At 52.9% G+C, this 13,505-nt stretch carries 11 protein-coding genes; 2 read left to right on the top strand and 9 right to left on the bottom strand.

The genetic code is table 11. The features are described from left to right. Positions 1 to 566: 566 nt before the first annotated feature. Positions 567 to 3,377: a CHAT domain-containing protein gene (locus LAO76_00985; GenBank protein ID MBZ5489489.1), complete on the top strand. Its 2,811-nt coding sequence runs from the start codon at positions 567 to 569 to the stop codon at positions 3,375 to 3,377. Positions 3,378 to 3,439: 62 nt separating this feature from the next. After that, positions 3,440 to 6,934 (top strand): hypothetical protein, encoded by a 3,495-nt coding sequence (locus LAO76_00980; protein MBZ5489488.1) that lies wholly within the window; start codon positions 3,440 to 3,442, stop codon positions 6,932 to 6,934. Positions 6,935 to 7,064: 130 nt separating this feature from the next. Here the strand turns inward: LAO76_00980 and LAO76_00975 are convergent, their stop codons facing one another. From LAO76_00975 to LAO76_00935, 9 genes are all read right to left on the bottom strand, one after another. Beyond that, positions 7,065 to 7,595, bottom strand: coding sequence for a GNAT family N-acetyltransferase (locus LAO76_00975; GenBank protein ID MBZ5489487.1), 531 nt, complete (start codon positions 7,593 to 7,595; stop codon positions 7,065 to 7,067). Next, on the bottom strand, positions 7,596 to 7,901 hold the full coding sequence (locus LAO76_00970; protein ID MBZ5489486.1) for a DUF1778 domain-containing protein: 306 nt from the start codon (positions 7,899 to 7,901) through the stop codon (positions 7,596 to 7,598). 89 nt (positions 7,902 to 7,990) lie between these two features. After that, complete coding sequence (locus LAO76_00965) at positions 7,991 to 8,491, bottom strand: hypothetical protein (protein MBZ5489485.1); 501 nt, start codon at positions 8,489 to 8,491, stop codon at positions 7,991 to 7,993. A gap of 179 nt (positions 8,492 to 8,670) precedes the next feature. Continuing rightward, positions 8,671 to 9,387: a PRTRC system ThiF family protein gene (locus LAO76_00960; GenBank protein MBZ5489484.1), complete on the bottom strand. Its 717-nt coding sequence runs from the start codon at positions 9,385 to 9,387 to the stop codon at positions 8,671 to 8,673. 43 nt (positions 9,388 to 9,430) lie between these two features. After that, complete coding sequence (locus tag LAO76_00955) at positions 9,431 to 10,153, bottom strand: PRTRC system protein B (GenBank protein ID MBZ5489483.1); 723 nt, start codon at positions 10,151 to 10,153, stop codon at positions 9,431 to 9,433. Beyond that, entirely contained in the window at positions 10,128 to 11,057 is a 930-nt protein-coding gene (locus LAO76_00950; protein ID MBZ5489482.1) for a hypothetical protein, read from the bottom strand. Before LAO76_00950 ends, LAO76_00955 begins: the two co-directional genes overlap by 26 nt. A gap of 312 nt (positions 11,058 to 11,369) precedes the next feature. After that, the gene (locus LAO76_00945) at positions 11,370 to 11,579 is read right to left on the bottom strand and encodes a PRTRC system protein C (protein MBZ5489481.1); all 210 of its coding nucleotides are present in this window, start codon (positions 11,577 to 11,579) and stop codon (positions 11,370 to 11,372) included. Continuing rightward, on the bottom strand, positions 11,570 to 12,166 hold the full coding sequence (locus tag LAO76_00940) for a PRTRC system protein E (GenBank protein MBZ5489480.1): 597 nt from the start codon (positions 12,164 to 12,166) through the stop codon (positions 11,570 to 11,572). The genes LAO76_00945 and LAO76_00940 overlap by 10 nt, the downstream gene beginning before the upstream one ends. A gap of 108 nt (positions 12,167 to 12,274) precedes the next feature. Then, entirely contained in the window at positions 12,275 to 12,652 is a 378-nt protein-coding gene (locus tag LAO76_00935) for a hypothetical protein (protein ID MBZ5489479.1), read from the bottom strand. Positions 12,653 to 13,505: the final 853 nt, after the last annotated feature.

Here is a 13,505-nt window from a genome sequence, read left to right as displayed (position 1 = left end):
TGTTCTATTGGCTTTTGATGTTTCTAACCCTAGTAGCCGCTCAGTCAACGACCAGCGCCCCGTCTACTCGTGATGCGTCGCGCCCACACCCTGAACCTACTCCGACCTGCCCAGGCGGGGATGGAGCAGTTGATCCTTGTAATTGAGAATAATTCGAGGGTTGACGAAAAATTTAGTCAGCCCTTTTCTTGTCGTCTAATATGCTGTGTAAAGCCGTAACTGTCCCACTTGCCATCGTCTTCAATGTCACCCTATGTGCATTCTCCGCTGCCGAAAGTCCTTCTCCGTCCCGCACAATTGAGCCCGGGCTCGTCGTTGAATCAGTAGTAAGAGGCAGGCAAGCTGACAAGTTAGGTGTACGCCCCGGAGATATCATACGTAGCTGGAGGCGGGGCGATGCGAAGGGCATATTTGATTCACCATTTTCCCCTGCGTTTGTTGCGATCGACCAGGCTTCCCGAGGATTGGTCACAGTTCACGGTTCGAGAGGGACGCAGAGTCGGACTTGGATCTTTCAATCAGACTCATGGGGAGTCCAAACGCGGCCGAATTTTTCTGGAACATATTTGTCGATCTACCAGCAAGCGATGCAACTTGCAGCCGATGGCAAATCCATTGAAGCCGCTGAGTGCCTCGAGTCAGCTATTGCGATCACAAGCAATGACGACCCTATATGGCTTGCGTCCTGGTTCCTTGCTAGTGCGGCTAGGATCCTGATTCATGCCGGCAAATGGCAAGAATCTGATCAAAAACTGGAGCAGGCGATACACCTTTCGCAAAATGCAGGACCGATCGTCAGAGCGGAACTCTTTCGTATCTGGGCCAGCTCTTTTGAATATCGTGGCGAACTCACAAGAGCGGCCAGCTATTATCAGGACACCCTGCAGGAATCAGAGAAACTTGATACCGATGGCATGGAAGTTGCCAACAGCCTTCTGTTGCTCGCGGCAGTCGATTTGGAGCAAGATGACAGTGATCAGGCAGACGCTCATTTAACACGAGCCTTGGCGATTGCACGGCGGCTGGCCCCGTACAGTTTTCAAACCGCAACAATCCTTGAGCACTTTGGAATCCTGTTCGAGGATCGAAGTGACCTGGAAAATGCCGAGCGGTACTATCTGGGTGCATTGAAGATTGAAGAGAGATATTTTCCTGACAGTCGCCAATTGGCTAGTACCCTCACCAACCTTGGCACACTCATGCATTGGAGAGGCGACCTGGGCAGAGCCGAGGCCTATCATCGCCGCGCCTTGAGCATTGCTGAGAAAATTGAGGAGAACGGACCCCAGCTAGCAGAGATCCTGAACAATATTGGGGAATGCGTTTTAGAGCAAGGCGACGCCGCAAAGGCAGAACAATATCAGAAGCGCGCCCTGACAATTAGAGAACAGTCAGCGCCCGGGACCGTTGCCGTTGCGCTTACTCTTGGAAGTCTAGGCGAGATTGCGAGGGTCCGCCACGACTTCGCGCGGGCTGAAGCATACTACATAAAGGCGATCGAGGCTGCGGCGAAGGCGAATGCTCCGGAGCAAGAGAGCGCGCAACTTCTTACGGGCGAAGCCAATGTCTTCCGGGATCAGGGCGAGTATCACAAATCGGAGGAGCTTTACCGCCGTGCCCTTGAGATTGTCGCGAAGTCCAATCCGGGAGGCATGGATCATGCTGAACTCCTTGCGGAATTGGCGGGTACTCTGCAACATCAAGAACAGACGCAAGGCGCCTCAGAGCTATATCGAGAGGCCCTCACAATCATAGAGAAGCAGGCTTTACATCTGGGCGGAGTGGTGGAAGACCGCTCCCGTTACAGGGCAACGAACATTCGCTACTACCAAGGATATGCTGATGTCCTGCTTCGGCAAGGGCGACGGGAACAAGCATTTGAGGTTATGGAGCGCTCTCGGGCGCGAACATTATTAGAACTGCTTTCTAACGGCCACATCAACATCGGGAAGGGCGTTGACAGTGTCCTCCTCTCCCGAGAACGCGATCTCCAGCGAACGCTGCAGGCAAAAACGGAGGTCCGAGTACGTTTGGTGGCAAGCGAGCACACGCAAGAACAAGTGTCCCGTATCGATTCGGAAATCGACAACCTCTTAATGCAGGCAAAAGATATCAAGGCGCAGCTCCTTTTGAACACCCCCGAATACGCGGCATTGGTTGAGCCGCGGCAGCTTAGCACAACCGAGATTCAGCAACTACTCGATGGGAATACGTTATTGCTGGAGTACTCGCTAGGCGAGAATGGCAGCCATCTCTGGGCCGCGACCAATGATGCGTTGATGGTTTACGATCTGCTGCCAAAGAAGGAGATTGAGCGCGCAGCTCGTGAGTTGTACGATCTCTGGGCCTCGCGAGTAATTGAACAGGCCGGCAAAGGCAAAGGGGAAAGGGATTATGAGCGGGCAGCTCGGCGCCTTAGTCAGATGGTGTTGGAGCCGGTTACAGGGCTTCTTGGAACGAAACGATTGGTGATTGTCGCCGATGGAGCTTTGCAGTACATCCCGTTCGCGGCGCTTCCCGAACCGGGCAAATCCTTGAGTTCAATGCCGATAATTGTCCGGCACGAAATCGTAAACTTACCATCCGCGTCAGTCATTGCAGAAATCAGGCAGCGCCATAATAGCCATCCCAAGCCGCCAGGAATGATCGCGATTTTGGCGGATCCGGTGTTCGATGCGAAAGACGAACGCGTCTCCCCAACGGATCTGAAAACGGCGACAAATGGTACGATCCCAATCCGCAGCAACGAACTCGGACGTGCTGCTGCTGATCTGGGATTGACTAGGAATGGAACAGTTCATCTCAATCGTCTGATCTACACTCGCAACGAAGCAAACGCAGTGATGGCGGTCATCCCCGTGGGAAAAGGCTTTCAGGCGCTGGATTTTGAGGCAAGCCGTTCGACGGCCATGAGTGGAATCCTTGCTAAATATCGCGTTATCCATTTTGCAACTCATGGTTTGCTGAACAACAAACATCCTGAACTGTCTGGATTGGTGCTTTCTCTTGTGAATAAACAGGGCAAGACACGCGACGGGTTCTTGAAGCTCCAGGATATTTACGACATGAAATTGCGGGCTGATCTGGTCGTGCTGAGCGGCTGCGAAACCGGTTTGGGTGAAGAAATCAACGGAGAAGGCCTGGTTGGCTTGACAAGGGGTTTCATGTACGCAGGAGCCAGCCGTGTCGTGGCGAGTCTGTGGAGCATCAGCGACCTAGCGACAGCAACGCTCATGGCCGAGTTTTATAAATCCATGGAGAATGGTCTGCGGCCAGCTGCAGCCTTACGTGCAGCTCAGATTCAAATGTGGAAACAGCAACAATGGAAGTCGCCATATTATTGGGCCGCATTCCAGATTCAAGGTGAATGGCGGTAGCGTTTCGTACTTTGACGGCTGAAGGTTTCGCGTGCATAGGTCCATGGACGGGGTTACAACACATGAAGGCACAGTTTGTTCTTATCACCATTGCTTTAATCTCATTCGGGGCAATGAACCGGGTCGTCGCGCAGGAGTTATCCGACCTCAAGCAAAATCAGAAAGTCGGCGCTTTCGCAGTTGCCAATTTATATGCCGATTCGGATGGAAAGATCGTTGGGGCAAAATTCTTGCATACCCTGAGTGGCGCGCCGGTTTTTGTGATTCAAATTGAAACCGCCCCACAGACATTCATGTGGGTCGACACGCCGGCGCTCTCTAATAGAGGATTGGCTCACTCTCTTGAACATCTTCTTGCGAGAAAGGGGACAAAGGGCCGCTACCTGAACCTGCTTCGAATAATGCGGCTCAGCCAGTTTGGGGCCGCAAGTTATGAAGACTATAACTTGTACTGCTTAACATCTGGAACGGGGATGGCTGGATTCACCGAACAGTTTCATGCCTTCCTCGATGCGCTATACACGCCGGATTTTACTGATATTGAGGCGGAACGAGAGTTCTACCACCTCGGGATCGCCTCCGACCCGACCACAAAACAAAGGCACCTCATTGAACAAGGCACCGTTTACAACGAGGTGCAGACGGATCAGGGGAGCCTCAACTTTTATTTTGGGCTCAATAAACAGCAATTCGGAAGTTCAAACCCGTTTACTTTCAACATCGGGGGATCGCCGGATGAAATGCGGGATGTTACACCGACTGAAATACGGCAATTCCACGCTAAGCACTATCGACTCGGGCCCGCAACCGGTTTCATTTTCGTGTTCCCGCCCAAAGAAAATGTGACGAACTTCTTGACGCAGATATCCGCCGACTTTGCAAGGCTTCCCAGAGGTGCCGGCTCGTCAGAGAGCCCCTTGGCTCCGAAGCAGCCCAAATATGATTTCACGTCATTGGCCGACAAGGAAATCAAGATCTATCCATTCCCGAGTGCAAATGACTCCGACCGAGGGGAAGTGCGCTTCGGATGGGGCCCAATCAGAGCAAACTCGCAAGTGGAATTACGGTTGCTTCAGTTGCTTCTTCGGGCCGTGGCCGATGGAGAGCGTTCACTGCTATATAAGTCCTTGATCGACACCAAGAGCAAAACTTTGAACTCGGAAGCCACAAGCATCGAGTCCCAAGTGTTTCTCGGAAACTCACCTTGGTTTCCTGCAGAATCCATAGGGCTGAGCGGCATTCCCGGCAACCGCATAAACACTGACACGATTGAGCAATTGCGCCAGCATATTCTCACGACAATTAAAACAGTGTCATCGTATTCAGACGATTCACAGGAACTCCTCGCGTTCAATCACCTGGTTATGTCATATGCGAAAGCATGGGAGCGGGACCAACGGGTCTGGATGAAGAGTGCCCCTCTCTTTGGCTCAGAATATAAAACCGATTGGAAAGAGCATCTCAATTATCTCGAAACAGACCCGTCTTTTATCCGGTCACTGTCGGACAAGGCGGTCTGGCAGAGCGTCGACTCGCAAATCAAAACAGGCAAAAACATGTGGCGCGGGGTGATCAGGAGCTTTCATCTTCTTGAAACTCCCTATGCCACGGCCTCAACTCCCTCATCTCAGTTGCTGGCAAAGCTGGAATCTGAAAGAAAACAACGAATCCAGGAGAAAGTAAAGCAGATTGAGATGGCGTTCGGTGTCACCGAGGAACAACAAGCCTTGGATCGATACGAGCAAATAGAACTCAAGAAGACGGCAGAAATTGACCGCATCGACTCAAAGGTCGCCCGTCCGCGCTTCACCGACCATCCGCCGCTCACCCCTGACGATGATATTCAATATCAACAACTCCGTCTCAACACGGTCCCAGTGATTGCCGTGCTGTTCGACAGGGCACCAACAATCGATGTGGGGATGTCATTTGATCTTAGAAAAATCCCTCAGAAATACTACAAGTACCTTCCGATTTTGCCACGATCTTTTGATTCCCTCGGATTGAAGACGCAGAAGGGCGCAACATCATATTCAGACTTACTTACGGAAACGCAAAGAGACTTGAGCGCTTTTTCGATTGAATACAGTTCCAACGCGGCTTCAAGACGAGCAGATCTGGCGATCCGGGCCTCTACAACGTCGCCACGGGAACTTCAGACAGCGCTCACTTTGATAAGTGAAATGCTTAAATTCAGCACCGTCGACATTTCAAGTGTCGACCGGCTCAGGGATCTAGTAAACGAGCGATTGGCTGATGACGATGCCTTCAGGGCAAACGACTCTGGTTGGCTGTGGAAGCTTTCAAACGCATTCCGTTACCAAGATGATCCTTTATATACCGCTCTAAATTCGCGTTTCACCCAGGCCCATTGGGACGGCAGATTGCAGTGGCTGTTTCATCAACCGGTAAGCCATACTGAGATACAGCGTCTAGGCACATTCGCAGAGGGATTTCTCGCTTCGTCGGAGCGAGTACCGGCTGATCAGTTGCCGACAAGACTATCCCAGCTACAAGTGACGGGGCTGGAAAAGGAATTGGTTCAGTATTGGTTGCACAACATTTCTTTTTTCCCAGAGAGTGGGCGGTTGCGTGGTCTCCAGCAACTCACAGCAGAAGTGCAGCAGGATCTAACTGCAGGCCCGGCACAATCACTTAAGGAACTCATGGACCTGCAAAGGCTCGTGGTAGATAGGAATGCGCTGAGAGTCGACATAACGCTTGACCCAGCGCTTCTCGCGGACGTGAGGACCATGCTGACGACGTTTATTGGTTCCATTCCACAGGTCGCATCCCGGCAAGAAGTATCCAAAAGGATAGACGGATCGGCGCCCATCATGCGGACGATTGAAAAACGTGTTGGGGCATCCGGCGATAACTTCCCCTGGTATGTTGGGTTGGAAGACTCACACAGTGTGAACGGAGGAGTAGTGTTTTCTGCCGATTTTCTCGGCTATACACAACTGGACCGGCAGTCATTGATCACGTTTTTGGCGAGTAAACTCGCTTCTGGAACTGGACCGCATACATTCTTTATGAAAACAATCGAGAGTGGATTGGCATACTCGAATTCGATCGGCAGCGACCCACGGAACAGGCTCCTGATGTATTATGCCGACCGGGTCCCCGATATTGCATCGCTGATTCAACTTGTTAATTCTGCTGCGGTTTCAATTCCTAATCTTAATGACGCTTCGCTGATCGATTACACCCTCCAGAAGGCTTTCCCGTTCCAAAGATCAATGTTATCTTTTGCCGATCGAGGCAAGAATTTCGCTCGCGATGTTTACGACGAAAATGAGCCGACCAAGGTCCGGAGATTCTCAGAAGCCATTTTGAAGCTGAGGGATGACCCTGGTTTGATGTCGGAGGTGACGCGATCTGGTCTACCTTCTATCGGCCCTGTGCTCCTGAAGCCGGAATTCAAGAATGTCCAACGATCGCAAAGATCAATCTTTTTCCTGGTCGGTCCCGAGAGGCTGTTGGCAGACGCTGAAAAACGGCTTGCAATTCCTCGGCTCCTGCGGATGTATCCATGTGATTTTTGGATGGACTAAGGTTCGTCAATCTGCGATCTCCCTCAACCTTGACCCGGAGCGTTCTATGTCACTTCCAAGGAGACAGCCCTGACGCTCGTTTTTGTGACGCTAAATACAATCGTCGACTATTGCGACCTGTCTGCGATGCTCACTCGTCTCCAGAGAACAGCTGCGCAATGGTAGCCATGGGCAAGAAGAGTCGTCTTTCGATTTTGGGAAGATCGATGAATCCGTACTTCCTGTAAAACACAACCGCCTGGTCGTCTTTCGCGTCTACGACAACTGCCGCGGAAGCGATCTGTTCGCTCGATTGCAGCGCACGATGCAGTGCATCCATGAGCAGCATCTCCCCTAAACCTTGGCCCCGAAATCTCTCGCTGACTGCCAGACGCCCAAGGAGTGTCGTCGACACCATCGGATATCTGGGCATCCTTTTGCTGATATCTTCCGGCAGTTCTCCCAAATCCACTGCGTATTGCGAGAGGGTGTAGAAGCCGGCAATTATCTTGTGATCGGGAGTGATCACAAATGGCACGGCTGCCCTCTTTTTCAGGTCTTGCCCAGCTTGCTTCTGCAAATATGAATCCAGTTGGTGGTTGCCACAAGAGAAAGCCGCTCGGTCATGCCTTGTTCCGAGCGGCTCAATCACAAAGTGAGGTTCTTCGCGTTCCTTTGTCAATTACCCTCCCAATTGTGCTTTGTATCGACGTGCGGCGGCACGTGCGGCCTCGTTTGGAGGGGGCGGGTTGAGTATTGCATTCACAAAAACTTTGCGGGCCTGGTCGCGGAGGGTCAATACCTCAAAATCCTTGATCGTATCCGCCGCTGCTTGCTGCGCGCTGGCAACGACAAATTCCGTAACTGTTGTGCCGCGCAGCTGAGCGGCACGCTCAATCAAACGCTTTTGATCCGGAGTGATCCTGGCCTCTAATCGCTGCTCCTTTCGGGTGCGGGAGCCTGAACGACGTTTTAACACCTGTGCCATTGTCCCTCCTTAATAAAGTGTACGGCTAAATGCCGTACGAGTCAATATAAATGCGCACGACTAGAGAAGAAAAGGGTGAATGCACCAATCTATTGATGGTTGTCAAAGCACTCTAGCCAGAGTTCACGGTCTTCTTTGAGTACCCCAAATTCGACAAACGCGGGCCTAGCGGTCTGATCCGAATAAATCGGACGACTGAAACAAAACGTACCTGGATTGGATACGCAATATCTCTCCATCTCGCGAAACCGCTTCCCTGCTTCCGTCCAGCCCCGATTCAAGTCCCGCCGCTGAATGAATACGTTCGCCTCCATTCCATCGACAGCGCCACCGATTGTGTGCGCGATGTAGTGTCCTTTATCCCAGCCAGAACCGAATATTTTCTCGGTTGGTCCAAGCCATCCCTTCAGGCGGTAGTCATCCCGAGAACACACTTTCGGATTCGAGCATCCCAGCACCCCGACAAGTCGGGCTTCGACGTCTGCCGCATCTGGCACGACGCCCCTCAGTTCCAGAGAAGCGCAGTCATCGAAGACATATTCGAATGAGCCGTGGTGCCAGCGGACGATATTGACGGGGTGGGTAGTCATTTCAATGTATGCATCTCGCCATGCATACGGCAAATGATCACGTAAGAATGCGCCGAGACCTGTCGGTTGGTTCGCGGCCGCATGGAAGTCCCTGGTAATCAACGGTGCTGTTGCTTGGTCTCTCCATGATCTCTATATTACTCGACGCATTTTGGGCACGAGCATGTTGGCCGTGGCTGTCAGTTGCTTCTGCATTTGTCTACCAGCCCTACTGTCAGCGGTGCCATTCTTCCGCTCGCTAGATTGACGAAGCCGCCGTGATAAACAATCTCTTCATGCCGGAAGAGTCGTGCCAGCATGGCCAGAGCATGATATGCGAGCGTTTGGTTGATAAATGGCTCCTGCCGCTCGAGCGCTTCGATCGCACTGCATGACGGGAGATCGTCACCTTTGTCGAGGGCGGGTTCGATAATCTCTGGAAACAAGTCAGCCACGGTTGGCAGTCTGTTTCGTGTCCACTTGTTTCGGGTGTTCTGTGGCTGCCCTAACACAAACTGACCACCGTCCGCTGTATTCCCGATGTCCAGCCAGTAGCCGCATTCCTTGAAGAGCCGCGAACGGACAATTTCAAAACGTGCGGCACGCGTGTCCACGCAGGAAATGAGAATGTCCATCTTGCCCTCGGTCTTCCTGGTCACATATTCGGTGGAGGCCTGCCAGTTCAATCCCCAGAATAAGTTCAGCCGGTTCACCAGCACGGTTGATTTGAACAAACCGATCTCCGACTCAGAGAACGGCTGCCGCACACAATTCGTTGCTGAGACTCTGTCTCCATCAGCAATGATCACCTGCAGGCCGGGATGGCCGATCGCGGTCAGTGCCTGATGCAGGAATGGCAAGCCGCCAATGACGGCTGAGCCTGTCCCCCCGCATCCGATCACGGCCACTCTATACATGGCACGCGAGTGACTGAGCTTATGAACACTGTGGGTCATATTCTTATGCTGCCTCTCCCACAAATTGCTGCAACGTCTGCCTCGCCGGCAATAGATATTGACTTGGGAACTGGTGCTTGCCGGCCAGCTCGGTCCACAGCCCAATGAACCCGCCAGGATGAGTCGTCAGCTTGCCCATGCCGCTGGGATGAGTGAACCTGCTGTTGAAGAATCCTTCTTCCCATTCAAGCATGTTGTTGACGGCGGTCTCACGTGGCCGCCGCATGTCACCCTCGCAAACGTCCCCGCGCAAAGGCTCAGTATTCCAGTAAGGAGCAATCATCAGAGGAGTCGCGGGTTTAGGTCGAATGGACTGGTCCAGCGCCCGTAGGGAGAGGCGCCCGTGCCTCACCAACCAGACCAGGGCTGGATGGGGGCAGGCCCTGCCGTTGAGTTCACGGCGGTCTTCGGCGCCATCGGAAAAGAACATGCGATGCTGCCTTTGAGGTGTCCACCACACCAGCAGGTCCGACGTGCAGGCCAGGACATTCTCTGGCAGGATAATTGCTTGTCCTCGGCGCTCCAGGCCGCGGCACAGCTGTTTCAGGAAGGCAGTCGTAAGGAGCCGGCCCGGGCCCAGCCGCGATTGGTGCGGCGGCGAGCCTTCGCGAATAACGTCATGGACTGTGACGAACTGTTCGCGCCTGGAAAGCTGGTCCTCATAGACCAGTAACGCTTGTTTCAATACAAACTCGTGCCTGTTACCGATCTCCGTAGTTACACGCATTTTCGAGCTCCTGGGCAAAACGGACCCACTCACTGAGGCCGGCTATTGTCCGCACTAATCCGGGAAGCGCTTCGACAATTTGTAAGAAGAACTTCGTGTCCTTTGGGCGAAAACAGAGAATGATTGGCGCACGACAGGTCGAGCCGCTTTCGAACTGCTCCTGGCAAAATTCATCAAACCAGGCGACGATGGGATCGTCCCGCCAGTGGCTTATGCCCAGTCCGGGCACTGGATAGGCGTCCATGTAGTAAGCAGCGTCATCCAGAATGCGCCGGCCGTCTTCCGACATGGTGGGTAAGTTGATTTTCTGTGAGACCTCATACACCTGTTGAGCACTAACGAACGCCGCGCGGAGCTTCTCGTCCGTGATTGATTCGACGACAGCAGCCACTTCCCTAGCTTTAAGGACGAGTTTCGCTGAATCGCGGATGTAGCTGACTACTTTGTCCGGATCGGAAGCCTCGACCTCGCCTTCAATATCCACATCTTCTCCGTTTTCCCGTGCCTCCGTGTAGCACTCCTTGCGCCAGGCATATACGTTTTTCGCCTCGGCGAACCCGAATGGATCAAAGACCCGAGATGCCGCACCATAAAGCCACTGATAAACGCTTGCCATTAGGGTTTCACGATACGGATTCCCATCCAGTTTCTCGAAAACAGGACGCAGGGGAATGTACTGCGGGTCCATCGAATTGTTCCAGACGAAGAACAACACGTCTTCGAGTTTTCGATAATCCTCAAGACGGTCCGAAATGCAAAGGTCGATATTGAATTCATCCTGGGCGCCACAGAAGTTGTTGTTCACAATTTCCGCCAATGCAGCTTCCAGAGCACTAACCGGCGACTTGGCCGCCTGCAGATGCTCCTCTCGCAGCAGTCCTCTCCCTATGAGTGCGCGTGCCAACGGGAGCGCCGCGTCGCAGCCAAGAGAAAACTCGAATCGCTCCTTCACGCCTTCTAGGGCCGGAAGAGTAAGCGTGTGAGGAGGCGCAATCAGACGAGTGGATGTATCCAGCTTGCATGCGGTCTGAGGAGTTCGTCGCGATTTCCGCCGGAGTGGGATGCATTCAGGGCGCCGGCGAAGATCGCGCAAGCGGTCTTTGATGACGGGCATTTTTCCATCTCTTTTAGCATTTGTGCGTCTTTGGACTGCGCCTCGACGGCGATTCGTTGAAGCGCGCGAAGCAGGCGTTTTTCCTGATTTCGCCGTGGCATATTATCCCTTGTGCCCGATAGCCCGGCTGAACGTATAACGGAGCTTGTCATCGATAGGTTCAGGGCCGGTCACGGTAGCAGTAGTGATTTCCGGGTGCGTGGGAATATACATCTCGCGCACCTGTTCGACCGACATGTTGGGATTTGGATCGGGGAGCGGATGTCCGTCAAATACGAACTCCCGCTCAATCGTGGTGACTGTTACTGGCATAGAGACCCTGCCTCCTGTGCATTCGTGGATTGGCTGTTTGCCGCTGAACCATTGGCCGGTGCTGCTGGGGAGTTCGTGCTTTGTGGCGCAGGGGCTCCGGGCGGCGCAACTGATTTGTCTGTCCACCAGAGCGGCAGAGTCTCCTCAGTTTTGGGTTTGGCGTCGTCGGGCTTTGGCTTGGGATCTTGCTTCTGCTCGGTCTTGGCGCCGGCGGTTTTGGCCTTCGACTTGTTCTTATTGCGTTCGTCAATCGCTTTCACGGCATCCGAGATTTCCGCACTGGCCCGATCAAAGGTGGCCTGAAGCTGGCTATGGGACTCGACGAATTGAAGCAGTACATCTGAGAGCCTCGCGTCAATCTCTTCTGCCGTTCCAGTCAGCGAGATCGGCGTTGTCAGGGCTTTCACGGCCGCCTCCGGAATCGCAGCGACCTCATCTTTGTGTGAATACTTGATCTGTTCGTTGACTTTGGTGTCTTCAGGACGCGAATGCGGGATAACATTGACCCTGATTTGCCCCTCACCCAGCGCGGCGACCGTGATTGTCAGCGAACGCTTCGCGAGCAGAGGCTGTAATTCTTTGAACATGATGACTCCTTACGAGGCTTTTTTTGTCTGTGCGGTAATCGGCAAAGGGCGAGGTAAAAAGAAACCGTGATCTCCGCCGCCTCGTAAGATTGAAGCGGAGATCACGGGCTAATTCGGCAATTGTGCGAGAAAGCCGCCCAGCTTGGCCGTTGCTTTGAACTGCGGCACCGGATCAAGCTTCTTGAAGGCGCTGGTGAAGGCGTTCGACAGGCTCCACATGGTCCGGGCCGAGAATTCCGGGTACTGCGGCTCGAAGTAGAGCCGGTGGACCTCGGGCAGGAGGCTCCTGGGAGCTTCCAGCTTGCCATCAATGAATGCGGAGTAGAAGATCAGCTTCGCTGTCTCGTCGGTGATCTGCGTCTTCCTCCACGTCTCAACCTGGCGCTGCAGCGGCTCGAAGTTCCGTTGAATCCTGTCCACGCCGACAGAGAGCGTGTCAACCAGGTTGAAGCTCTTGGTGTGCTTGGCCAGGACAGGAGTGAACACGCCTGAGACAATGTTTCCAAATTCCCGTCAGTCTTGACTTCCCAGAGCCGACGAGGAATCTCGGTGAATCCGGTGATCCCTTGGTGTGAGCCTCGGTGGCTTCATGATCAACCACAACGAAGATCAACGGTCGCTGTTACGGTGAGTGGACTCCGAGCAGATCAGCCCGATTGCCCGTGTCTTGCTTGTCCATGCAAAATCTTGAATGTGAAAAGAACCAGGATAAGGACGACCCGCCTTTCATGGGTCAATGGCGCTCGAGATACATGTAATTAGCTGGCAAGTAATTTTATTTTTCCTAAAACGGAAATAAGACCTTCGTGAATTCCATTATGGGAATTTGCCAGTACTCTTTCAGCTCGGCGGATCACCTTATTAGAATAACGCGCCACCTCAGTAACGATAAAAGATATAGGGAGAGCCCCGTACTTGATACCTCACGCCAGGTACATACTAATTTGATGGTTAATATGGAGTAGAAAAAATATCTTGCAAAACGCATTTCTACTCTATACACTCGTCCAACTTGCAACAGCAATTGCGCCCTACGATAGAAGAAAAGGTAATCAACTGCTTCGAGATAATAGATTACCATGGTAAAAAACGTGCGGTTCCTTAGGGCTGTTCTGCTGATGCGAGAACTTCCTGTTCGGCTCCACTACCTTTGCCGGGGGCCATCTCCAGCATTTCACCCACCCTAGATCTAGTCAGTCCCGCTCGGTTCATCCCTGACTATCAGCGGTTCTGGTTTTGAAAAATACAGGCGAAGCACAGTATGTCGGACGGGTAAGCCGAAACAAATTGTCACCAAAGAGCGAAGACCCGGATCACGAACTTGAGCATTCGCACGGTA

Source organism: Terriglobia bacterium, from assembly GCA_020072645.1.
GTDB lineage: Bacteria > Acidobacteriota > Terriglobia > Terriglobales > Acidobacteriaceae > Angelobacter.
This window is presented reverse-complemented; position numbering and strand designations above follow the sequence as displayed.